Origin of the sequence: Nocardia blacklockiae, from assembly GCF_015477355.1 — a bacterium.
GTDB classification, from domain to species: Bacteria; Actinomycetota; Actinomycetes; order Mycobacteriales; family Mycobacteriaceae; genus Nocardia; species Nocardia blacklockiae.
Map to the genome: position 1 here is coordinate 620,695 of NZ_JADLRJ010000002.1, position 23,163 is coordinate 643,857.

A 23,163-nucleotide genomic window follows, 5' to 3' on the forward strand; every position below is an offset into this window, starting at 1 on the left:
CGCAGGTCAGGCCGACTTCCGTTCCTGCTCGTCAAGCTCCACAACGCGGTCGGTACGCAGTGAGTACGCAGTGGCGAAGTCGGTACGCGCGGCATCGAGACGAGCAGCCACGTCCTCGAGATCGTCGTCGAACAGGTCGGCATAGAAATCCAGCGTGGTGCTCGGCTTGTCGTGGCCCAGCATCCGTTGCAGTGCCAGCACCGACGCACCTTGCGACACCGCGAGCGACGCGGCCGTGTGGCGCATCTCGTGCGGGGTGAAGCCTTCCAGCCCAGCCGCCTTCGCCGCCGCATTCCACCAGGAACGACGCATGTTCCGCACCCGCAGCACAGCGCCTTGCGGAGACGTGAACACCTCGGTGTCGGGACGACGGCCCTTCAGGTGCTCAGTCAGCGGTTCAGCCAGGAACGCCGGGAACGGCACGCTACGGCGCTGGTGATCCTTCGGGGCCTTAGTGACCAGCACACCGTCCACCTCGGTGATGGTGCGCTCGATCTGTAGCCGCCGACGCTGCAAGGACACAGCCGACACCTGCAAGCCAGCCAGCTCCGCGAACCGGAGACCGCAATAGGCGAGCACCATCACCGTCAGCCAGTTACCGCCAGCGTGCTCAGCCAGCCGCTCGACCTCCACACCCGAGAGGTACCGGCGCTTGGCAAGGCGTTGCTTGGGTCGATCCACGGTCCCACAGGGATTCACGGCGATACGCCGGGTGATCACCGCGTGGTCGCAGATCTGGGAGAACACACCAAGGTTCTTGCGTACGGTGCCACCGGCAGCGCCCGCCTTCACCTGCTCGTTGACCCACTCCTGAATATCCTCGTGCGCGAGGTCGGCCAGGCGAACGTTGCCCCAGCGAGGCAGGATGTGGCCCTCGACAACCGACTTGTACCGCGAACGGGTCGACTCCTCCCACGACGGATGACCGTCCAACCAGGATTTCGCCACCACCTCGACAGCCACCCGCCCCGCAGCAGGCGGAGCATGAACCCCGCTGACCACCGCCGCTGTCTGCCCATCCAGCCACGATTGCGCGTCGACCTTCCGGGCGAATCGCTTGGTGTGCTCCTGGCCGCGCCCGTCGACATACCTTGCGCGCCAACGCTTTCCCTTGCCGTGCAGCTTGGACGGAACACGTGACACCGTGCCGTCAGGCTGCCGTTCCTCCTTGGTCCAGAGGTCTTCGACACCCGCACGGCGATTCCGGCGTATCCCGCTCACGCCACATCACGAAGCGCCGCAGCTTCCTGTTCCTCGATCCACGCCAAGACAACGGACTTGCGCCAGACGCGCCGCCGGGCACCGAGCTTGAAACTGGCCGGGCCACGTCCCACGTGTGCCCACCAGCGCCAAGTGGCCTCAGGAATACCGGTCAACCGCTCGCAGTCCTTGGCCCGCAGATAGGTGTCCGTCTCGTCGTTGCTCATTGCCTTCTCCCTCTCTATGCCGCGATCGGTGTTGCCGAAAGTTGTTGCGGGTCAGGTGGACTAGCGCTCAGCCGGGCGGTTTCGTACTCGGCTCGCCATTTCAGCCGTTGAGCCACGGCGGCCATGATCAGGTGCTCTCGCGGCGGCACGTTCTTGTCGCCCGGTTCGGCGGGTTTCACGATCAGCCGGGACGTGTCGGGTTTCTGAATGCCGACCTGGGCCAGGAGTTGCCGAACGAATTCGGCGCGGTCGGCCTTGTGGTCGGGCAGCGTCTTCCCGGTCCAGCGGCGAGACACCAGCACGCGGCGGCCGCGCAGGCCGAGGGTTTCGCGGCGGTGGGCTTTGCCCTTGCAGCGACCCGGCACCGTCTTGTCACTGGCGCCCTTCGGTGCGATGCCGTAGCGCAACCACACCCCGCACTGCGGAGAGCACGGAGTCCGCAGCAGCTCGGCATGCAGCCGGTCGTAGTGGTCGGCCGCCCGCGAAGTCTTGGGCTCGACCACCTCACTGATCGACTTGGTGAGGTACTTGGTCAGGTAGCCGACGTGCCGCGAGGCTTCCTGGGTGCCACCGAGCACACCCTTCACATCCACCTGCGCACCGAACCGGACCACGTGCGCGGGCTCGAGGTGGTCCACCTCATCCATGCGGTCCATCACCTCGTCCCACGTAGGCAACGCCACCGCTCCCCCGGTTTCCGGGTCGGCCTGGTCCGGGTCGACGAAACGGCCGGCCGAATAGTCCCAGCGCGGCATGTGCCCGTCGCTGTAGCGCTCGTTGTCCGGGTCGAAGTGCGGCCACCACACCTGGTGGTAGGTCGCGGCCACGATCTGCCGAACAAGCGCCTTGGGGTCGGTACCGCGACTCGCCAGGTGAATGTGCGGGGCACCGCGACGCTGGGGTTCGACCGTGGCGAAGTACTGGATGTCACGCCCGGTCGCGCGCCGGTAGTTCTGCACCAGGCGGTCGAACAGCGCTGGGAAGAACATGATGTCGCGTGCCGCGCGCTGGTAGTCGTAGCTGTCCGGGTCGACCGGCGAGCCGTCCGGGAACACCTTGCCGTAGGAGGGCAGGGTCACGGTGAGGAACGTCGAGGGCCGGTACTTGCCCGCGTACTGGCGGCCGATGGTGGACTTGTCGACCTTCTTGCGCGGCAGGTCCGGGACGTCCTGGCGGCGGCGGGTCGACCGTTTGCGCTCCGATTTCGGCGCGGGATCCAGCGCCGGAAGACGCCCGCGCACACCGGTAGCCCGCAGCTCCGCATCCAGATCGGCCACCACTTCCCGGATGCCGTCCATGTCGTCCTGGTCGCCGCGCGCCTTGGCTTGCTGGTAGTCGTCCATCAGCCGGGCGCGGGTTTCGACCAGCTCGAGCTGTTGCCCGGTCGGGGTCCGCTCGGGGTCGACCGGTTCGGTCTCGATGTGCCAGCCCTCGTGCGCCTGCTGCACCCGCAACGCGCGAGCCTTCGCCGCACACGACGGGCACACGCTCTCGAGCGTCGACTTGCACGGCGCACCAACATATTTCGACGTCCGAGTGTCGGGGTCGTAGGTGTACATCGGGATCGGCCGGCGGCACTCGCCGTGCTTGTCGGCAGCGACCTGGGCGATTTCGTACAGGTTCGGGATCGCGCGGCGGTCGGCGGCGGTTTCGCGGACACGGCCGAGGGAGGCCGTACCGGTGGCAGTCGGGTTGTCTGTCATGGTCTGGCCTCCCTCGGGTGGAGCGGTGGTGCTCACGCGGCGGTGTCGCCGTCCTGGCGGGTCGTGTCGAACAGGGTCAGCTGGTCGGGGCACTCCCAGCGCGGGAGGTCCTTGGCCTTGCCCGTCCGGCGGCGGGACTTGCGGACCTGGTCGGCGGCCGCCTGCACGATCGGGTTGATCTGCGCTGCCTGCTTTTTCGTCGTCATGCCGCCCAGTCCCCGCCGTCGTCCAGGCCCTCGTCCCAGCCGGGGACGTGACCGGTTTCGGCCCACAGGTGCACCGCGAGGGAGACCGGATCGAAGCCGGAGCGCTCGTAGTGGCAGCGGCGGCGGGAACGGATATCGATCACGGCGTCGATCGCGTCCTCCTCCTGCTGCAAGGCGGTGTCGTGGTAGTCGCCGAACATGTTGTGCCGCATGGCTACTCCTCGATTTCGGTGCAGTTGATGCCGCACGTCGTGCAGACGTGGGAACGGTTCTTGTCCCCCAGCGGCCAGCGGCGCGGCTCGGGGAAGGTGTGGCCGAACTCGGCGCAGCGGGCCGACGCGACACAGCCGTCGCACAGCACCTTGTCGCCGTCATAGACCCAGCCCACCCCGGCACCACGACCGGTGATGTAGGCGATCGCCTCATGCACCGAGGCGAAACACAGCTGGTCAAAAGCGGTCTCGCTGTAGCGGTCCCCGCAGCCGTCACAGTTGACGACCACATGCGCCTGAGTGACGAATCCGGTGTGGTTCATGCCGCCACCAACCCGCCGTCATCGTCACCGAGGTCGTCCGGGTCGAAATCGCTGTAGTCCGCCTGAGGCGAGAAATCGGGCTCCGGCCGGGCGTACAGCTCGACAATCCGGTCGATGTCGTCGTTGGACACCCAGAACGCGCGCACCCGCACGAACTCCGCCGTCCCGTCCTCACCGACGTAACCGACACCCGGGGTGGCATCGGAGATCTCGTCGCAGCGAGCACCCCGAGCGCGGGAGCCCTGCCCGTGCACCATGGCCGTCTGTGTCGGCTCATCGAGACGCAGGCCGATGCGGACCGGGAACAGCTGCCGGTTCGGCATCGTCTCCTTCGACGGATCCTGTAGCGCCGCAACCACTCCCACCGCCGCCGCACGACCCTGCGACAGCAGCACCCCGGTCAGTTGCCGGAACAACTCCTGCTGCTCCCGGGTCGCATACGACGACAACGCGGCCGCCTCATCGATCACGATCAGGACCAGCGGCGCGTCCGGGGTCGGGACATGTTTGCGCACACCGGTTTCCCGCATCCGGGCCAGCCGCTCGCGCATCACCTCGACGGCTTCGCCCAGCATGGCGAGGATGCCGTCGATGTCCCACTCGAACCGCACCCACAGCCGCTCACCACGCCCGAACTCCGCGCCGCCCTTGGGATCGGCCAGCCACACGTCCACCAGGCCGTCACGGATCGCGGGACCGATACCGGCGATGAGCGACCACAGCACCGAGCCCTTGCCCGAGCCCGTCGCGCCCGCCAGCAGGATGTGGGCGTAGAGCACCCGCAGCAGCCAGGCGTCACCGAGTTCGGTCACCCCGACCGGGACCGCCTCCAGGTCCACGCCGTTGTGGACCGCCACCGGCACCGTTGCCGGAGCAGCGAGAGTGTCGTGCACCCTCACCTGAAGACGGATGAATCCCGGGTCGGGTGCCGACACTGTGACCTTCGGCACCCCCAGGAAACCCGCGAGATCGGCCAAGACCTGCTCGTCATCGAACCGGCGCAGTTTCTTGTGCACCACCGGTTGCAGCTCGACATCCAGCCCGTACGGGGCATAGGCCAGATCGATCAGGACCGGGAACCCGACCTCCGGCGAACCCAGCCCCAGCGAGGCCCACAACAAGCCGCCCTGCAACGGGTCACACAGCGTGAACACCGCCAGCCGCAACGGCGCGGGAGCCTGCCGGGCATGGTCCTCGGCCGTCATCTCTTTCGGGACCCGGATCCGGGACCAGGTGAACATGCGCGCCGCGAACCCCAGAGCACCGGCCGCAGCGACCGCGTACGGGACCACCGTCGTCACCGTCATCGCGCACCTCCTACAGGAACAGCGATCGGCAACAACTGCTGCTCAGGTCGCTGAGAACGAATCGCCGACACCGACGCCACCGGAGCAGCAGCCGGAACCGACGCAGGAACAGGAATCGAATCCGCCTGTGCCGCAGCCGCTTCCACGACAGACTCAGGCACGGCCATTTCGGACGCCACCGGCTTCACAGGCTCGATGGACTCGACAGGTTCCGGATCGGCCAGCACAACCGCGGACGGGTCATGCTGGGCGGCACGGAACAACACCGCCAGACCGTGGGTATCGACCAGCAGCGAAACCGGGGCGATCGCGGCCACCACCGCGCACAACCACGACGGCAACGGCTGACCGGCAGCCACAGCGTGAATGCTGTTGCCCGCCACCGACACCAGCGCACCCACCACCAGAACCCGAATGAAGAACTTCCGCTCCGGCGACTTCGCCAGCACCAAAGCGCCGGCCGTTGCCTGAACGATCGTGCCGTCGATGATCAACGGGAACAGCCACGCATCCGACGCCGGAACATGCGCCAGCACCGCCAGATCCCGCAAGGTGGCGAACGACAAGCGGAACGCGGCAGCGCCGACGCCCACGATCACCAGGACCGCGAACACCCGCGCTACACGCATCCCCCGCTCAGGCGTGAACATCACGCCACGTCCGACCGATCCGACGCGCCCGGGTCACGCCCGAGGCCCATCGGCACCATCCCCAGCGGCTGCTGACGGGTCAGGAACTCGTCCTCGACACGACCGGCCCAGTGCTCCAGCATGTCGACCCGCTCCATCAACGCCAGCACCTTGCCGACACCGAAACCGGCCACGAGCACCAGCCACGACACCGCCAGCGTCACGGTCGCCCACTCGGCCAACTGCTCGACACCCATCACGCCACCGACCTCTCGGCCGCGACCCGCTCCGCCGCATCATGCAGCATCACGATGTTCACCAGCGCACCGGCGAGCATCCTCGCCTCCGCAATCGTCATCCCGAGGTAGGACCGCGAACCGGTGGTGCCGCCGCCCAGCTCGATACGGACGTAAGCAGGCTGCGAATGCCCGTCGATCCGATGGGCCGGGTCATAGTGCACGTCCAGGCCATCCAGCCCGGAGGAATTGAACACGTCGATGTAGGCCATGACGATCACGCCGCCTTGTCGCCACGGGCCGGACGCGAGGCACCGACGTCGTTCGGCGGCACCTTCGCCCCCGAGTTATCGCCGACGATGCCCGTCGCACGAACCGTCCAGCCGATGGTCTTGAACTCACCCTGACCGGTCATCTTCGGCTGCAAGGTGACGTTCTCCAGCTCGACCGCCCGCATACCCGGCAACACCTCCGGATTCACCGGAACCGGAGCCACATCCGCCAGGAAGATCACCTGAACGCTGGACTTCTTCGGGTTCGTCTCCGACGGGTCGGTGCACGTGGCCTTCCACTGCCGCTTGCCCGTCAGCGGGTCCACCTTCTGGCGGGCCGGGGCGTTGCGGTTGGCGTTGTACTCCGTGTCCGGCTCGATCTCGCCGACCAGCACGAGCCCCTTCTCGAACGCTTCGTTGAACGCGACGTTGAAACGCAGATCCTTGAGAGCCATGCTTCCTCCTTGTTGGTCTTCATGGGCACCGATTTTGTTGCTCAACAAACCGGCATGGAACTATTATTAAGCAACAAAGCGTTGGTCGTCAAGATTGTTCATCAACAAAGTTGGGAGTCCCGATGCCTCCGCCCACGATTTGGCGAGACATAGCCTCTGACCTGCGCCGTCGCGTAGATTCAGGCGAGTGGTCAGCCGGTGACCGGCTACCATCGGTCCGCGAGCTGATGGAGCAGTACGGGACGCCCACGCAGGCCGCTCTCGTCCGCGCCATCGGAGCGCTCGCGAACGAAGGCGTCTTGCTCACCGATCCCAACGCCCCGCGCCGAGGCGTCCGAGTCCGTGCGCGCACCAAGCTTGCTCGTCCCATCGACCAGAACTTCGCCGCGTTCGCCAGCACCGGGGACCGCACTCTCGAGCAGATCCACAACGGAGATCTTGACGGCGATGCCAAGTTCGACGTCGAAACCGACTACAGCCGCGAGCCCGCGTCAAACGTCACCGATACGCTCAGCAAAGAGCTGGGTGACGAAACGGTTTTGGTTCGCCGTTTTCGTTACCTGCTCAAAGGGACACCTCACCAGGTCATGTGGTCTCGAATGTCCGATCGCATCGCACAAAGGGCAGGGCTGAATTCAATTGAGGATGAAAAACCGGGTAAATCCACCGAAACCTGGTTGCAGGAGGCTGGAGTCGAACCTCACCACATTTCGATGACTATCGAGTCACGGCTACCGACGCCCGATGAAGCTGCTTTTCTTGCAATGCCGACAGCACTACCGGTCATGGTTCGCAAACGTACCGTCATCGACAAGAACGGAGTACCAGTCGAGGCAAGCACGAGTCTCGTAGTCGCTGACCAAATTATCTATACTGCCGAATTCGATTTGGAAAGCCCATGCTGATCTCCGTAATAACACCTGTTTATCGCCCCCGTGAAGACTTTCTTGCAGATGCCTACGAATCTCTTTGCGATCAGAGCCTTCCCTCGGGCTGGGAGTGGGAGTGGCTGATTCAAGTCGATGGGGAAGACGAACTTCCGCTGCCTCGTCGGGCGATGGAGGACGCGCGGGTCAAACCTTCCTCCGGCCCGCACGGCGGACCGGGTATGGCGCGAAACCTCGCTCTTGAGCGGTCAGCTGGAACACTCATTCAAAATCTCGATGCCGACGATATTCTTTGCCCGAACGCACTGGCTCGTAACATCGAAATTTTCACGAAGAATCCCGAAGTCGGATGGACGACGTCTCGTGCACTTGACCTTATGCCGGATGGGAGATTGGTCCGCGTAGACGCAGACCGGATTGAAGGCAGGATTACACGCGGAGTACTTGCCGAGGAATGGTGGTTACGTGGTTATACCCTCACTGTTCACCCTGCCACCATTTGCATTCGCCGTGAACTGGTCATCGCTGTAGGGGGCTGGATGGCGTTGCCAGTTGGTGAAGACATCGGAATGTTACTTGCTGTGTCCACCTTCGCGCCCGGGTGGTTCATCGGCGAAGTCGGGCTGCATTACAGGAAGCATCCTGGGCAGACCACCCCGAGTGATACGCCAAAGGATGTATTGCATAAGCGATGGTTGTTTCTCAAGGAACGAGTACTAGCGATCGAGGCCGTACTGTCTCAGCCCAATATCCGATGGATGAGCGCGGCAGAGTGGAATGGTGGCAGTAGCGGGCTCTAAACGCCCGTCGCCCTGCCACAGGCTATCTTGACGGGGCGCAGTCAAGTATCATCGAGGCTGTCACGAGAGTGACGCTGGCGGTGGGACGCCGCGCCAACGACGCCCCACCTGGTGGGTCACCTAGCCCGCAACCAGCGGACCAGCACGAGCGCCCCGGCGATTACGACAGCAGCAGCCAAGCAGATGCCGTAGTCGACCGGGGCCTTGCTCTTCGGTCGGCGATGTTTCGCCATACCCACCACCTCCTTCCTGGGCGCGGTGTGTGGACCAAGTCCACCGCCCCTCGAATGGAGGTGGGATCACCTTACGGCACGATCACGACAAGATGTGTTGCCAGACAGCAACTTCCGTCAACGGCCAGGCCAGTATCGTCATGAGCCATGACCGCGCCCGTCCCAGCTCATCAGCGCATAGCCGACGCCATCCGCGCCGAGATCGAGGCTGGCCACCTTCGCGATGGGCAGCCGCTCCCGACCACCAGAGAGCTGGCTGAAGAATGGAAAGCCAGCTCCCTCACCGTCACCCGGGCGATGGATCTTCTCGCCGCAGACGGCCTCATAGCGACCAAGCCGCGAGCAGGCCGTGTCGTGACGCAGCCGTCCCAGCCCACGCCCGGCGATGACATGGACCGCGTTCGAAGCACCGCCGATCCCATCACTCGCGCACTCCGGGCCAGCGACCTCATCACCGAGTACCAGCTCCGGATAACCGAGCTTTCCGCCATCCGGCAGGCCGCTATCGACTCGGCACACGATGACGGGCTGACAATCACCGAAATCGGTCAACGTCTCGGGCTCACGAAGGGCCGCATCAGCCAGTTGCGGCGGCCACGCTAGGCCGCGTCCGTCGCCCGTCCGCGTGAGTCCGCCAGGTACCTGCGCACCGATCGTCACCCACCGCTGCACAGTCGTTGCCGAATTCAGCTCTACAGGATCAAGAGCGGCGCGCTGCGCGCGCCGCGACGCGGCCGCGCAGCGCCGCGCACCGCACTCGATGAGGCACCCGTGCGGCGCGTCGGCACGTCCGCGCCGCATTGGCGACGTGGCAGAACGCCGCCTGTTCCTGTCTGAGCACTTTTCATCAACGAAGGCAGTGCTGGGCACGACGACTGCCGTACCCGACTTACCTCCCGCAGACGAGCACCAAACGGCCGGCCGGGCAGCCCGGTCCACCGCCCGTGGTCGCCCCAAACCGCCTGAGCACCAACAGCAGAATCCCCCACCTTCCTCATGGCCCGATGGTCTCGCTCCGGTCGAACGAGTCAAGGACCACCTACGGTGTCCGCTACGCGGTGCCTACGGCATCCTTGACACGCCCGCCCTCCACTGAGGGATGGCCAGTATGAGGAAGATGGGGGAAGAACAGTCATGGCCGGATAGCCGACCTATCCGGGGTACGCAGTGGGTACGCAGTCGCACCACACCGCACCGTCAACAGCCAACGCAGCAAAGAAGATCGGGCCAGCTCAGAGCATCGCGACCAACGCCGCCAACGATGACCAACCCCGGCAAATCGGGCGCGAATCGCTCTCCTAAAGCGGGTGTCGCAGGTTCGAATCCTGCCGGGGGCACAGTCTTGCGATGTGTTTCCGCAGGTAAATGCGGTTGTCACGTAGCATCTCCAAATAGCTTCGGCATTCCCCGTCTCAAACATCGCAGGTTCGAGTCTTCCCGACGCCACCCATACCTCGACTGCAATAACAGGCACCAGCGTCAACACGTATCGATGCTGCAATCAACCGGATGACACGCCGTCGATCCACACGCTGTCAGACTCGATTCCCACACCGGGCCTGGATCTAGAAAACTCCCGGCGACGCGTAGTGCAGACATGACCAGAAGGCCGTGGTACACGCCATACCGAGTTGCGCTACAACCAGACCCGGCTTCGCTCACTGCTTGGCGGCCGGATACCGAACGGGGAAGAGTCCGAGTGGTTTAAACTGAGCTTCGCAGCCTGAGAGGCCAAATACTCACTGTCCGAAGACTTTCCGGCCCCTAGGCTCCGAGTTGCGACCGGGTCCGGCCAGAAAGGTGACCTCCGTGAGTAGGCCTGCGCGACCGACGCCCCTGACGGCGCGGCGACCGAGCCGTTCCACCGCACGACCGGCGCTCGAGCGCGAGCCTGATGACCCGTACCAGACTTTTGTTCGCTTCGATTCCGACAAGTCGTCGATGGACTTCATCGTCCGCGAGTTCGCCGAGTGGGTGCGTGGCAAAGGCTGGCGGCAGGCCGTCACCGAGTCCGGCATACGGCAACAGAACGAGTTCCGGCTCAGCGTGGCCCGACAAACCCTACCCACAACTGAACTCATCCGATTCCGCTGGTCAGAGACACGACCAGACAACATCTGGCGGACCGAGCTCGCTGCTCACACCAGCAAATCAGGTGATGGATGGTTTCTGCTGCAGGTCCGCAACCAACGCGGCTGGTTCGTCGACGCCCCACGGATTGCCCGGGAACTCGTCGAAGGCTTGACGATCAAGCGCAGCGAGTCGCTTCAGCTAGCCCGCACTGCACAACAGGTCCCGTACTCAGCCGTCGCCGACCTCGTCGCGCGCGTGCAGGCGCCCGAACGTCATGGCCTGATATTCGTCGCCGGAACCAACCATCAGCTTCCTTTCGATATCTTCCTGCAGAAAGCCAGGAAGTGGTCGAAGGAGCTCACCGCGCAAGCCGAATTTGCGGTGCTCGACCCAGTAGCCACTGCGGAGTTCCGACGCCTCGCTGGCGAGCGGCATGCGGTGGCGCCGGGGACAATTCGGAACTTTCTGCCAGGCACCGACTTCGACGACCCGGACGATGCCCTGCGGCATCGCTACCTGGCCACCGCAACACTCACAAAACTTCCCGACCGGGCATTACAACAGTTGCTCGGTCGGATCGCCCGTCGGCACGCAGCGACCCACAAACTACCCAAAGACCTGATTGCAGACCTGCGCACGCTGGACCGGCTCGAGAACAAGCACGTACTCGAGGGCAATAACGTCGCCACGGCCTACGAAGCTCCCACAGGGCCAGCCCTCACGAACCCGGTCGTCGAGTCTGTGCCGGCCACCGAGCCGGCAACTGGGGTCCATGCACCGACCGACAACGACACGGCAACAACGCTGCTCGAGCCGAGCACGGATCCGGTCTCCACCGCCGTGTCGGCGACAACGCTCATCGATCCCGATCTCGCGCTAGTGCGGGAAATCCTCGGACTCACCACCATCACCCGAGATGCGCTGCAGGCGATAAAGAATCGTGCCGATGCCGAGCACAACGCGGCTACCCTGTTGCGCGCCGACCAACTGGTCGAGGAGAAACAGGGAGAGATCAATCGTCTCGAGGACCTGATCAGCGAACGCAACGACAGTATCGAGCAGTTGGAGTACCAGCTGGGCTTGGAGACGGAAGAACGTCAGAGACTCACCGACACCACCCATTCGCAACAGCTGGAAATCGCCGTTCTGCGCCGACAACTCGCCGAGGCCGGTACCTACAATGTCTTCCTTCCGCCATCCGAGCGTATCGACTATCCAGGCTCCTATCTGCAATTACTCGACCAGTTGGAGCAACTCGGACCGGACGGTATCGAATTCACGGGTGACCAGGCCGTCTGTGGCGGCCTAGACCGTCACGATGCACACGGCACGACGGCAAACGTCGCGTGGGAGGTTCTCTTGACACTCCGCGACTATCTCCGAGCCCGCAACGACAATCTGACCAGCAGCAGAAGCGTCCATGCGTATCTCAGCGATCCACCTCCCGGCTACCGCACTGTTTCATTGGGAAAGTTCGCTGCCAGCGAATCCCCGAAGACGATGCAACAGTGGGGCCACGAACGTGTCTTTCCCGTACCCACCAGCGTCGAACCGTCTGGCCGTATCACAATGCAGGCCCATTTCCGTCTCGGACGCGGCAGCCAGATCAGCCCACGTCTCTACTACCTGGACAACTGGTCCAACGACCGCAAGATCTACATCGGCTACATTGGGCCGCACCTCACCAATACCAAGACCAGCTGAAAATCGCTGGGCACGCAGGCGGAGTTCGGTCGGCCACACCATTCGGCCACACGCCGACCGGCCCGCTCACGATTCGGCCGCCGCCAACAGCTTCAGGACACGGGGATTCGAGTGGAGCGTTGGGCCGGCGGAAGATCCGGGTCGGATCAGGCAGACCGGGCAGATGAGCGTCGACGGTGGTTTCGGCCCCGGGCGCGGGCAGAAACGGCAGCAGGCGTCCGTAGACGGTGTAGGCGTCGGCGGGCCGGTCCTGCGGTTGTTTGAGGCGTAGTCCGTGGACGACGGCTTCGGGGGACATGTAACGAAAGGTGCCGATGGCTTGCCCGGCGTGGGTGATGCGGCGGACATTACGGTCGAGAATGGCGGCGATACCGAAGTCGATTGCCTTCACCGATCCGTCGCAGGTCAGCAGTATATTGGCGGGTTTCAAGTCGCGATGCACCACCGGCAACGCGTGCGCAGGTGACAGGACGGTGGCGACCTGGGCGGCGACCGAAGCGACCCAGCTCAGCGGCAGTGGGGACGACGCTGCGCGAGCAGAGCAACGTCGAGCTCGGCGGAGTTTTCCTGCTGGGCAATGCCTCCAGCCGCAAGGTCGAACTCGACGCCACCGTTGATGGAGTCGCGGGCGCCGCGCTCGAGGTGATGAGCCAGGGTGAACTGCACGCCCTCGGACTGTCGCTGTTCCTGCGCGTGCCACCGCTCCCAAAGTCTCTTCCGCTTCCTGATGATCGACGACCCGGTCCAGTCGATGGATCCCGCGAAGGTCGACGGACTGGCGCGGGGTGCTCGACGAGGTGGCCCGCACCCGCCAGGTGATCGTGTTCACCCACGACCTGCGGCTGTCGGAAGCCGTTCGTCGCCTGCGCATTCCGGCAACGGTTCTAGACGTGCTGCGCCGCGAACGGTCCGAAGTCGAGGTCCGGACCTCGGCCGACCCGGTCCGCGCCTATATCGATGACGCCCGCGCGCTCAGCCTCACCCGCGGTCTGCCCCGCGAGCACGCCCTAGAAATGATCGCGTTGTGCTTCCGCTCGGCCATCGAGTGGGCGTGCACCGCACGGGTCCGGCGGCTGTTCGGCGAGAACGGATTCCCCCAGGACGCCGTCGAGGAACAACTCGACGCCACCGAACGCACCGTACCGAAACTCGCGCTCGCCATGCTCCTGGACCGCCACCGCGAAAGCGAAGTCCTGGTCATGATGGACCATGAAATCGCCCCGTGGGCTTCGCAAGTTCGTCAAAACCTGCAACAACGGCGCGCACGGCTACAGCCACGATGACCTCGGCGACCTCCCACCACCACGACCACCAGCCAGCCCCGTCGGCCGCCGAGCTACGCCGCTGGCACGACGCCGCGGAACGCATCACCGAAGCAATCGATGCCGCTATCCGGCGGCATCGAGCCCGCGCGGCTACACCACCGAAGTGCATATCGGATCCAGTGGGCCCCAACATCGAGTTGGGTGACCGTACCGATCACAACTTTCGACCTCGAGACCACCGAGCCCAAGTGCTCGCGAACGCGCTGCCTCCCGACTGGAAAGACTGAACAACTCGCTGTGCGCGGTCGACGTACCCGCTCATATCCTGAGTGTCTGTGGGCAGCGGCGCAGGCGCGCGCCGAGGCAGCGCGGCGGTGAGGACGAGAGCCGAGGCCGCGATCGCGACGTGCCGGTACAACGCCATCCGCGACGCCCCGACCTCGGCGGCGAGACGCCGGATCGTCAGCGCCTCGATGCCTTCCGCGCGAGCGATGTCGAGCGCGGCGGCAACGATCTGGGCCCGCTGCAAACTCCCCCATGCTCGCCGATCGGTCACACCCCGGATCGTACGTGCGGGCATTCGGGCGGCTCCGCGCCGACCTCCCGGCGAATGTCGCGAGCCGACCCGACAGCGCGGTCACGACGCTCTCCGATTCCGGTTACGGTCACTGCTCGGTAGGCAGTGCGGACCGGTTCGTGAAGCCGGTGAGAAGCAGGTCGGCGACCTGGCTTCCGATCCGGTCGGGGTCGGCGCGCAGGCTGTGGGCGAAGCGGTTGACGATGTGCAGCGTGCCGACGATGGCTTGCGGCAACAGCTCCGGCGGTAGATCGGAACGGAGCACACCCTCCCGCTGGCCGCGTTTGACCAGGTCGAAGACGGCATAGTGCATCCGCCGGGCGGCCGCGGGCGGCGACGGCCGGTGTTTGTCGCCCGGCAATGGTTGCCAAGCGGTATTCGTCGACAACACCGGATAACGCTGGATGATCGCGGCCATGACGCCGATCAGTTCGCGCAGCGCGGCGACGGTGTCGAGCTCGCGGTCGGCCGCGTCGGTGAGCGCCCGGTGCGCTTCGACGGCGGCGATGTCGTAGATCGCGGCGCGCAGCGCCTCGCGGTTGCGGTAGCGGCGGTAGACCGTCATCCGGGTCACGCCGGCCTCGTCGGCGACGCGCTGGATGGTCGCGGCCGGGTCTTCGGCCAGAACCCTTGCCGCCGTACGCAAGATCTGTTCGTCGTTGCGCAACGCGTCGCTGCGCGGGCCGCGCCGCCGACCGGGTGTCTCCACCTGCTAAATGTTACACATCAGGCCCATTTCGGGTTCTAGCGTCGCTGCCATGACTTCCGATACAGCTCCCGCCGAACGTCTCGGGCCCGACCTGATCCGGCTGGGTCTCGTGCTGGTGGTGGGAATCTTCATGAGCATGCTCGACACGACGATCGTCACCGTGGCACTGCGCACCCTCGGCCACGAACTCGACGCCGGACTGTCGACCATCCAGTGGGTGGTCACCGGCTACCTGCTCGCGCTGGCCGTGGTGATTCCCACGACCGGATGGCTGACCGAACGGTTCGGCGCGAAACAGATCTTCGTGGCGTCGATCGTGTTGTTCACGGTGGCGTCCGCGCTGTGTGCGTCGGCGTGGAATGTGCAGAGCCTCATCGGGTTCCGCATCGTGCAGGGCACAGCGGGCGCGTTGCTGATGCCGGTCGCGCAGACGATCCTGGCGCAGGCCGCAGGACCGCAGCGGATGGGACGGGTGATGACCGTGGTCGGCGTCCCGGCCCTGCTCGCACCGGTCCTGGGACCGGTGCTCGGCGGAGTGCTGGTCGACAACCTGTCGTGGCGGTGGCTGTTCCTCATCAATGTCCCGGTCGGCGTCCTCGCGACCGTACTGAGCACGCGCATGCTGCCCGCGACCCCGCCGAATTCGAGCATGGCGGCTTTCGATCTGCGCGGCTGGCTGCTGCTGAGTCCCGCCTCGGCGCTGGTGGTGTACGGGTTGTCGAAGGCCGGTGACGCGGGCGGCTTCGGTCCGGCCGAGGTATGGGTGCCGCTGGCGGCCGGTGTGGTGCTGCTGGTGTCGTTCGCCGGATACGCCGCCGGGGTCGGGGACCGGGCACTGATTCCGTTGCGGTACTTCAAAGATCGGTCGTTCGCGGGTGCGTCCGTGGTGTCGCTCGCGCTGGGGCTGACGATCTTCGGTGTCATGCTGCTGATCCCGCTGTACTACCAGCAGGTGCGGGGCGAGTCCGCGCTCGTGGCCGGACTGCTACTCGCGCCGCAGGGACTGGGCACCGCGCTCGCCATGCCCGTGGCCGGACGACTCACCGACCGCTACGGCCCACGCCGCGTAGTCCTCGTCGGAAGCGGCCTGATCGCGGTCAGCACACTGGCCTGGACCCAGGTCACCGACACCACCTCCTACGCGCTGCTGGCCGCCGTACTTCTCGTGCGCGGTTTGGGTTTCGGCGCGACCATGATGCCGGCCATGGCCGCCGGCTACCGCAACCTCCCCGCAGCCGCGGCCGGACACGCCAGCAGCGTGCTACAGATCCTCTCCCGCATCGGCGGCACCCTCGGCGCCGCCGCCGTCACCGTCATCCTCACCCACCAGCTCACCACCGCGCCCGGACGCACACCGGCCGACCTCGCCCACGCATACGCCTCGACCTTCTGGTGGGCCACCGCCATCACCGCCGCGGGCGTGCTGTTCGGGCTTCTGCTTCCGAACACCCCCGCACGCGCCACGGCCACCACCGACAAGCCACCGTCCGCACGAGATCGTCTGTGACCGTGCTCGATTCTGAAATTGCTTCTCCCCCTGCACGAGTGCCGCGAAAGTGGTCTCGGACGCCTCCATCTGCCTACCCCTCGCCCTCGTACGGCCGACGGCTGCGAAATTACCCGGTCCCAACATCGCTGCACAGCAACAGCTTCGAGATCCTCGTCGACGACGTACAACTCGTCGAGCGACCTGCCCGAGGCCGATGTTCGGTAGCCCTAACGGCGTAGAACGACTGGAGAAGATGCCGCATGTGGGCCATACTGTGCTACTCGGATGAAAACGGGGGGCTGCGGAGGGATGCACGCAGTCTGACGACTGCAGATCCTCAGGGGAGGCGCTGTCCATGGTGGGCCGATTCACGCATGCCGACGATGTGCTCGCACGCAAAGCCGAAGAGTGGTCGAATGAGCTGATCCAGCTCGACGGCCGCAATGGTCTACTCAATTTCAAGATCACGAAAACCTCCGCCCTCGATCTCGGCGAAAGTCCCAAATCCGAAGTGGATCAGCTACTTTCGGGAAAGACGACCCGGCTCGCGCAGCTCTTCGGGGATTCGCAGCGCTATAGCGATGCCTGCACCCGTGCCCGCAATCTCGTTCGCAGGATTCGCGGATTCAGCGAAGAACAGGGCGTCGATGTCGGCCGCCTCGTGTTCGGACGGGTGACTACGAGTGCGTCCAAAAGCGGAGCCCGACAGCAACTTCCGCTTCGAGCACCGTTGCTGCTCTTCCAGGTGACCATTCGCGCACGGACAGCGGCGGAGTCCGACTTCCTCATAGAAGTGGATCCGGAACCGGAGGTCAATCCCGTTCTGGCGCATTGCCTCAACCGCGAGTACGGTGTCAGTCTCGACAAGGAAGAGCTGAATGGTCTGGTGACCAGCGGCGCGGATCCGGCCGATCCGGAACGCTTGGCGAACAGCATTTTTCTCCGCATCGAACACGCAGCGGTCGAGCAGGGTGTTTCCCTGGGGCTCGAGCGGATGATCGCGATCGGTGTCTGCAACTACATGAAGCTGCCGATGGTCGAGGACCTGATGTCGGCAGCGCACCTGCTGCGGCGCCACGATTTGATCGCGCTACTGGCCGGCGCCTCGCCGGCCGATACCGACCCGCGTGCGGAAGCTACCTTTCAGCCACCCTCACCGGACATGATTCCACCACGGCACGAGTTTCTAGTGCTGGACGCTGACTCGTCGCAGAACAGCGCCATTGCAACAGCACTGGCCGACCGGCATGCGGTGATCGACGGTCCGCCTGGCACCGGAAAGAGCCAGACCATCGCGAACATCATCGCCGCAGGTGCCGCGCAGGGTAAGAAAATCTTGTTTGTCGCCGAGAAGCGTGCGGCGATCGAGGCAGTGACCGACCGACTGGCCGAAATCGGCCTCGGCGACCTGGTTCTCGATATGCACCAGTCGGCCCTCAGCAGTCGTGCTGTGGCAACGCAACTCGCCGACAGTCTCGATCAACTCGCCAGAACACCGGCCGTCGACGGCGACGACATGGACCGCGAACTGGCAGACACCCGGCGACGCCTCAACGATTACGTCAGTGCTCTGCACGACCGTCGAGAACCCTGGCAGTTGAGCGCCTATCAGGTTCGAGAGAGTTTGATCGCCTCAGCGGGCGGGATCGAGACCCCGTGGCGTCTGCGGAGTCTCGAACAGTTCACCCCCGAAGGCCGGCTGCTCGCCGAGGACGACCTGCGAGGGTTCGTCGCGAACGGCGGACTACGGCTTGTGCGGCACGAATCCCCATGGTGGCAAGCCGATGTCGCTACCGTCCACGCTGCGCATCAGGTCCTGCTGCTACTCGACAACGTCGCCGCAAATACGCTGCCGGACAGCCGTTCGCAGATGTGTGCTCTCATCGAGCAGGTGGGGCTGCCCGAGCCGACCGATTTCGAGGGTTGGGATCGCACGTTCACACTGCTGAGCGGCATGGCCGGCACCGCCGGCAAACTCGGCCCGGGAATCTTCCGCGGGCCCTTGCACGAATACCGAGTCGCCACCGCGTCCTGGAAGCGCCGCAGGAAATTGCAGCCGAAACTCGGATGGCGTCGGCGTTCGAGACTGCTGAAGGAACTGCGAGCCAACCCTGTGGGCATGACGCAGAAACAACTACTGCACAACGAGATCATTGCGGCACTCGAGGAGATGCAGGAATGGAGCCGGCTGAGCGGTAACCCGAACGGCCCGGGCGTCATCGGTGACTTCCGAATGGTGAGTGAGCGATATGCGAGGTTGAAAGACCAGCTCGCCGCCATCGCCACGTCGGCAGGCGTGAGTTTCGAGCAGCAGCCGCTGCAGCGTGTCGACCACGCCCTGAACGCACTGGCAACCGACCGTCGAATGGTTCCTTATCTGCCCGATCTGAACGAGCGCATGGGCCGACTGCGACGCGCCGGACTGGAGCCCCTGGTGAATGAGATCGCAACCCGGGACCTCGACGCCGAACAGTCGGTGACGCTCTTCCGCTACGCGTTGATGTCGGCGCTCGAAGAGCAATTCATGCTCACCTCGCAGCCGCTTCGGGACTTCCAGCCGGAACTGCACAATGCTGTGGCCACACGATTTCGGGAGGCCGATCGTCGGCACCAGGGCCTCGCAGTTCGGCGAGTGCTCCGAACGGTGGCCAGGGCCGCGGCGCAGGCGTGTACCGACTATCCGGACGAATCCACTCTGGTGCGCAGCGAAGGAAAGAAGAAGCGCGGGCATCGCCCCGTACGCCGACTTGTTGCTGAAGCGCCCCATGTGGGACTCGCGGCACGTCCGTGCTGGGCGATGTCCCCGTTGATGGTGAGTAGGGCGCTACCGGCCGAGCAGCTGTTCGATTTGGTCATCTTCGATGAGGCCAGTCAGGTGCAACCGCACGACGCAATCACCTCGATCATGCGTGGAAAGCGGTTGGTGGTTGCCGGTGACGACAAGCAGTTGCCGCCCACCAGCTTCTTCGATCGGCTCGAGGCAGACGATGACAACGACACGGACGACGACAGCAGCATCACTTTGCGCGACTACGAGTCGATCCTTACCGCTCTGCAGCCGATGATCCCGAATCGTCGAAGGCTGCAGTGGCACTATCGCAGTCAGGACGAGCGGCTGATCCAGTTCTCCAATGAGGAGGTCTACGACGGCGACCTGGTCTCGTTCCCTGGGGCCCGTGTGGACGCTCCGCTGCGGCTCGAGATCGTCGACGGACGGGTGCAGCCAGGGGAACGGGGATCGGCCGCGGCCGAGGTAGCACGCGTTGTGGAGTTGGTGATCGAGCACGCCGAATCGCGACCCCACGAGAGCCTCGGTGTGATCACGCTCGGGACGGAGCATCAAAAGAAAATCGATATGGCGTTTCGCCAGGCCCGCGCCGACCGTCCGGATCTCGACGACTTCTTCGCCGACGACCGCGGCCCGACAAAGCGCTTCTTCATCAAGAACATCGAGACCGTGCAAGGCGACGAGCGGGACGCGATCGTTCTCAGCGTCGGAGTGGCGAAAGATGCGACCGGGAGAGTGCGGCGCAACGGTTTCGGGGTGCTGAACCGTGAAGGGACGGAGCGACGCATCAATGTGGCTGTCACGCGGGCAAAGCGACGCATGACCGTGGTCTCGTCGTTTCCACCGGGTGCACTCGAACCGAGCGAGAAGATGACAGGCACCGAGCTGCTACGACGGTATCTGGAGACCGCCGCTCGCGGTGCGACAGCTGCGGCCGGCCGACAGGAAGGCGTAGAGCTCAACGCGTTCGAACGGTCGATCTTCGACGGCCTGAACAGCCGTGGAATCAAGGCCTACTCACAATGGGGTGTCTCCGACTACCGGATCGACTTCGCGCTGGCTCACCCGGAGGAGCCGGGACGAATGGTGCTCGCGGTCGAGGCCGACGGCGACAGTTATCATCGCACCCACAGCGCCCGGGACCGAGATCGGCTGCGACAGCAACACCTCGAGCGCCTGGGCTGGCGATTCCATCGGGTCTGGGCATCGGCCTGGTTCACAGATCCCGAAAAGGAATTGGAGCGCATCTATGAGGCGTGGATCGACGCCGTCGCCGTGGCCGATGCGGAACCGACTATCGAGGTACCCACGCCAGATCCGCCGACGACGTTGTCGGACAACGAGATACGGCCGGCGCTCCCTCGGCCGGGTGTTCTCGCCGGGCTGCGGATCGACCAATACACGCCCAGCCAGCTGATCGCCATGTTCCGGTGGCGGATGTCGGACGGCATGCTGTTGGATCCGGAGGAACGAACACGACAGGTACGCGCAGACCTCGGGTTCAAACGCCGTGGCCGAAAGATCGATGAAGCGTTGCGTAAAGCGCATGACGAGGCACGGCGTCTACAGGACCAGGAGGAATTGTGATGTTCCCGCTCGACCCGAAGACGATCGAACGTCTGGCCCGAATCATCGTCGATGCTGACGGCCCGTATATGCGAACAGGGCGACAGCTCCAAACATTGCTCGAGCACGCAGGCTGGCAGGACCCACCGGAATACGACGGTTCGGCGAAGGTGCCGTGGCTGATCGATCAGTTGGAGGAACGCAACGACCGCCCGCACGATATGGAACTATTGCTGTGCCGTGTCTGTGATCCGCTGGAATATGACGACGGTGCGGACGCGGCAAAGGAATTCCGCGATGCGCTGAACGACGTACTCGCAGGCGAGGAACTGATCGTGACCGATACCGGCGGTCGTCCGGTGGTCGCCCAGCGCGCCCTGGACGGATCGGGAGCGACGAATGCCGAGCCTCACGATCTCGACGCCCGAGTGCGGAGACTGATCGGCAACGCCGCCACGGCAGAACTACTGCTCAACCGAGCTGCCGAGGCACGACTCTGCCAGCGGGCCGGCGCCTATACCATGGCGGTGATCGCTATCGGCAGCTTCATCGAAGGCATGTTGCTGACGGTCCTCATGGAGCGCGACGAAGATTGCCGTAACCATCGCTTCGTCGATCAGCACGGTAAGACGGTAACGAACCGACAGCCGAACCTGGCGTCTCTCATCGACACCGCCCATGCCCGTGGATGGATCCAGCTGGATGCCAAGACGTTCATGCACACAGTGCGCAACTTCCGGAACTACATCCACCCGGGAAAGGAGCTGGCCGACAAGCCGGACTTCGACAACGACAGCGTCGGATTGTGCTGGGCACCCCTGCAAGCGATGCTCAACGATCTGGAGCAGCGGTTCGCTTCTGCAGCATAGAACCGCGAGGCCGATTCTCGCCGACCGATCCGGACGGCTGATCACCACACGAGCAGCGGCAGCGGTGCGGGGGTGAAGGGGGACCCCTGCACTTCCACCAACAGTGTTCGACTCATCTGGCCACGTAGTTGTCTCACGACCTTGGTGAGCAGCTACGGGTTGTCGGCGGCTTGTTCTCACACCCCAGACCGATCCCGTTCCATACCAAGGTATTACGTCGAACGAGAATTCTGCCGATAGCGTCGAATCGTCACCTCGGGACCGATACGACGACGTACGGGCAGTTACCGCCTGAAACACGTTCTCCTACAGGCGTTCCGGACGAGCGAGGGTGGCGTTTCCGACCCAGCTTCGAGGAAGATCTATGACGACATCAGCCTTGGTACCCGAGTCATTTCCACGATCGTCGCGGGGTGGCGGCTCCGGCGGGGATTATGCCCGGCTGTTGCGCCGGGTTTCGGATGCGGGACTGATGAGGCGGCGGCCGATTTACTACGCGGTTCGGCTCGGGCTCGTCGGGATCGCGTTCGTGGGTGCGTGGGTGGCGTTCGGTCTGGTTGGGGACTCGTGGTGGACGCTTGTGGTTGCGGCGGGCATGGCTGTGACGGGTGCTCAGGTCGCGCTCGTCATGCATGATGTCGCGCATCGCCAGGTTTTTCGGCTGCGGCGGGCGACCGAGATCGTGGGTCGGGTGGTGGGCAACGCCGGGATTGGGCTGGCGTACGGGTGGTGGCAGGACAAGCACACCCGGCATCACGCCAATCCGAACCACGAGGAACTCGATCCCGATGTCGCGCCCGACATTCTGGTGTGGTCACAACGGCAGGCGCGGGACAGTCGCGGGCTGCCTCGTCTCATCGGCAGAGCGCAAGCATTTCTGTTCTTCCCGCTTCTGATGTTGGAGGGCTTGAATCTGCACGCGGCCGGTGTCCGGGCGCTCGGTAAACGATCCATCAAACACCGCGGAGTGGAGGGTGCGCTGCTCTTCGTCCACTTCGCCGCCTATCTGGGCGCGGTGTTCGCGGTTCTGCCCGCGGATAAAGCCTTCGCGTTCATCGCTGTCCACCAAGCGCTGTTCGGCTTGTACATGGGTTGCATTTTCGCTCCGAACCACAAGGGCATGCCGACCCTGACCGGCGACGATCGGCCGGACTATCTGCGCCGGCAAGTGCTGACCTCGCGCAACGTGCGAGGCGGCAGGTTGACCGACCTCGCCCTCGGCGGACTCAACTATCAGATCGAGCACCACCTCTTCCCGAGCATGCCGACGCCGAACCTGCGGCACGCCCAGGTGATCGTCCGCGACTACTGCGCCGAAATCGGCGTGCCCTACCACGAGACCGGCCTGATCTCCTCGTACCGCGAGGCACTGAAACACCTGCACCACGTCGGCGCACCCCTGCGCACCACCGGATCGCAACGGAACGCCTGAT

24 protein-coding genes are annotated in these 23,163 nt (G+C 64.7%); 9 read left to right on the forward strand and 15 right to left on the reverse strand.

The features are described from left to right. Nucleotides 1–6: 6 nt before the first annotated feature. From IU476_RS08545 to IU476_RS08595, 11 genes are read right to left on the reverse strand one after another with little or no spacing between them, the layout of a single operon-like run. Nucleotides 7–1,221: a tyrosine-type recombinase/integrase gene (locus tag IU476_RS08545; RefSeq protein ID WP_324193937.1), complete on the reverse strand. Its 1,215-nt coding sequence runs from the start codon at nucleotides 1,219–1,221 to the stop codon at nucleotides 7–9. Next, nucleotides 1,218–1,427 carry a helix-turn-helix transcriptional regulator gene (locus IU476_RS08550; RefSeq protein WP_195098400.1) on the reverse strand — a complete coding sequence of 70 codons (210 nt, stop codon included), beginning with the start codon at nucleotides 1,425–1,427 and terminating at the stop codon, nucleotides 1,218–1,220. The genes IU476_RS08545 and IU476_RS08550 overlap by 4 nt, the downstream gene beginning before the upstream one ends. A gap of 14 nt (nucleotides 1,428–1,441) precedes the next feature. Beyond that, the gene (locus IU476_RS08555) at nucleotides 1,442–3,130 is read right to left on the reverse strand and encodes a replication initiator (RefSeq protein ID WP_228823333.1); all 1,689 of its coding nucleotides are present in this window, start codon (nucleotides 3,128–3,130) and stop codon (nucleotides 1,442–1,444) included. A gap of 32 nt (nucleotides 3,131–3,162) precedes the next feature. Beyond that, the gene (locus tag IU476_RS08560) at nucleotides 3,163–3,336 is read right to left on the reverse strand and encodes a hypothetical protein (RefSeq protein WP_195098758.1); all 174 of its coding nucleotides are present in this window, start codon (nucleotides 3,334–3,336) and stop codon (nucleotides 3,163–3,165) included. After that, entirely contained in the window at nucleotides 3,333–3,548 is a 216-nt protein-coding gene (locus tag IU476_RS08565) for a hypothetical protein (protein WP_195098402.1), read from the reverse strand. The genes IU476_RS08560 and IU476_RS08565 overlap by 4 nt, the downstream gene beginning before the upstream one ends. 2 nt (nucleotides 3,549–3,550) lie before the next feature. After that, nucleotides 3,551–3,871: a hypothetical protein gene (locus IU476_RS08570; protein WP_195098406.1), complete on the reverse strand. Its 321-nt coding sequence runs from the start codon at nucleotides 3,869–3,871 to the stop codon at nucleotides 3,551–3,553. Continuing rightward, nucleotides 3,868–5,178: an FtsK/SpoIIIE domain-containing protein gene (locus IU476_RS08575; protein ID WP_195098410.1), complete on the reverse strand. Its 1,311-nt coding sequence runs from the start codon at nucleotides 5,176–5,178 to the stop codon at nucleotides 3,868–3,870. The genes IU476_RS08570 and IU476_RS08575 overlap by 4 nt, the downstream gene beginning before the upstream one ends. Beyond that, complete coding sequence (locus tag IU476_RS08580; protein ID WP_228823334.1) at nucleotides 5,175–5,828, reverse strand: DUF2637 domain-containing protein; 654 nt, start codon at nucleotides 5,826–5,828, stop codon at nucleotides 5,175–5,177. The genes IU476_RS08575 and IU476_RS08580 overlap by 4 nt, the downstream gene beginning before the upstream one ends. Next, nucleotides 5,828–6,064, reverse strand: coding sequence for a hypothetical protein (locus tag IU476_RS08585; RefSeq protein WP_195098411.1), 237 nt, complete (start codon nucleotides 6,062–6,064; stop codon nucleotides 5,828–5,830). Before IU476_RS08585 ends, IU476_RS08580 begins: the two co-directional genes overlap by 1 nt. Beyond that, entirely contained in the window at nucleotides 6,064–6,315 is a 252-nt protein-coding gene (locus IU476_RS08590; RefSeq protein WP_195098412.1) for a hypothetical protein, read from the reverse strand. The genes IU476_RS08585 and IU476_RS08590 overlap by 1 nt, the downstream gene beginning before the upstream one ends. A 5-nt stretch (nucleotides 6,316–6,320) precedes the next feature. After that, the gene (locus IU476_RS08595) at nucleotides 6,321–6,818 is read right to left on the reverse strand and encodes a hypothetical protein (protein WP_228823335.1); all 498 of its coding nucleotides are present in this window, start codon (nucleotides 6,816–6,818) and stop codon (nucleotides 6,321–6,323) included. A 74-nt stretch (nucleotides 6,819–6,892) separates the two neighbouring features. Here IU476_RS08595 and IU476_RS08600 point away from each other — a divergent pair, with 74 nt between their 5' ends. The 4 genes from IU476_RS08600 to IU476_RS08615 all read left to right on the forward strand — a co-directional run bounded on the left by IU476_RS08600 (nucleotide 6,893) and on the right by IU476_RS08615 (nucleotide 12,467). Next, nucleotides 6,893–7,675, forward strand: a complete 783-nt coding sequence (locus IU476_RS08600; protein ID WP_195098413.1) for a GntR family transcriptional regulator — start codon at nucleotides 6,893–6,895, stop codon at nucleotides 7,673–7,675. Continuing rightward, nucleotides 7,669–8,457: a glycosyltransferase family 2 protein gene (locus tag IU476_RS08605; RefSeq protein ID WP_195098416.1), complete on the forward strand. Its 789-nt coding sequence runs from the start codon at nucleotides 7,669–7,671 to the stop codon at nucleotides 8,455–8,457. Before IU476_RS08600 ends, IU476_RS08605 begins: the two co-directional genes overlap by 7 nt. Before the next feature lie 380 nt (nucleotides 8,458–8,837). Continuing rightward, complete coding sequence (locus IU476_RS08610; protein WP_195098420.1) at nucleotides 8,838–9,293, forward strand: GntR family transcriptional regulator; 456 nt, start codon at nucleotides 8,838–8,840, stop codon at nucleotides 9,291–9,293. Nucleotides 9,294–10,499: 1,206 nt separating this feature from the next. After that, a complete protein-coding gene (locus IU476_RS08615) occupies nucleotides 10,500–12,467 on the forward strand; it encodes a hypothetical protein (protein WP_195098422.1) in 1,968 nt (655 codons plus the stop codon). Here IU476_RS08615 and IU476_RS37005 read toward each other — a convergent pair. Both IU476_RS37005 and IU476_RS37010 read right to left on the reverse strand, forming a co-directional pair. Further along, nucleotides 12,445–12,984 (reverse strand): protein kinase domain-containing protein, encoded by a 540-nt coding sequence (locus tag IU476_RS37005; RefSeq protein WP_324193958.1) that lies wholly within the window; start codon nucleotides 12,982–12,984, stop codon nucleotides 12,445–12,447. The genes IU476_RS08615 and IU476_RS37005 overlap by 23 nt on opposite strands. After that, nucleotides 12,975–13,133, reverse strand: coding sequence for a hypothetical protein (locus IU476_RS37010; RefSeq protein WP_324193964.1), 159 nt, complete (start codon nucleotides 13,131–13,133; stop codon nucleotides 12,975–12,977). Before IU476_RS37010 ends, IU476_RS37005 begins: the two co-directional genes overlap by 10 nt. Nucleotides 13,134–13,252: 119 nt before the next feature. Here IU476_RS37010 and IU476_RS08625 point away from each other — a divergent pair, with 119 nt between their 5' ends. Then, nucleotides 13,253–13,750 (forward strand): hypothetical protein, encoded by a 498-nt coding sequence (locus tag IU476_RS08625; protein ID WP_195098760.1) that lies wholly within the window; start codon nucleotides 13,253–13,255, stop codon nucleotides 13,748–13,750. A 196-nt stretch (nucleotides 13,751–13,946) separates the two neighbouring features. Here the strand turns inward: IU476_RS08625 and IU476_RS08630 are convergent, their stop codons facing one another. After that, a complete protein-coding gene (locus IU476_RS08630) occupies nucleotides 13,947–14,312 on the reverse strand; it encodes a TetR/AcrR family transcriptional regulator (protein WP_195098427.1) in 366 nt (121 codons plus the stop codon). An 85-nt stretch (nucleotides 14,313–14,397) separates the two neighbouring features. Further along, nucleotides 14,398–15,018: a TetR/AcrR family transcriptional regulator gene (locus IU476_RS08635; RefSeq protein WP_195098430.1), complete on the reverse strand. Its 621-nt coding sequence runs from the start codon at nucleotides 15,016–15,018 to the stop codon at nucleotides 14,398–14,400. 49 nt (nucleotides 15,019–15,067) lie between these two features. Here IU476_RS08635 and IU476_RS08640 point away from each other — a divergent pair, with 49 nt between their 5' ends. The 4 genes from IU476_RS08640 to IU476_RS08655 all read left to right on the forward strand — a co-directional run bounded on the left by IU476_RS08640 (nucleotide 15,068) and on the right by IU476_RS08655 (nucleotide 23,162). Beyond that, a complete protein-coding gene (locus IU476_RS08640; protein ID WP_195098432.1) occupies nucleotides 15,068–16,525 on the forward strand; it encodes an MDR family MFS transporter in 1,458 nt (485 codons plus the stop codon). 337 nt (nucleotides 16,526–16,862) lie between these two features. Continuing rightward, nucleotides 16,863–20,882 carry a PDDEXK-like endonuclease domain-containing protein gene (locus IU476_RS08645; protein WP_195098434.1) on the forward strand — a complete coding sequence of 1,340 codons (4,020 nt, stop codon included), beginning with the start codon at nucleotides 16,863–16,865 and terminating at the stop codon, nucleotides 20,880–20,882. Beyond that, the gene (locus tag IU476_RS08650) at nucleotides 20,882–21,730 is read left to right on the forward strand and encodes a hypothetical protein (protein ID WP_195098437.1); all 849 of its coding nucleotides are present in this window, start codon (nucleotides 20,882–20,884) and stop codon (nucleotides 21,728–21,730) included. The genes IU476_RS08645 and IU476_RS08650 overlap by 1 nt, the downstream gene beginning before the upstream one ends. A gap of 364 nt (nucleotides 21,731–22,094) precedes the next feature. Further along, nucleotides 22,095–23,162: a fatty acid desaturase family protein gene (locus tag IU476_RS08655; protein WP_195098439.1), complete on the forward strand. Its 1,068-nt coding sequence runs from the start codon at nucleotides 22,095–22,097 to the stop codon at nucleotides 23,160–23,162. Nucleotide 23,163 lies beyond the last annotated feature (1 nt).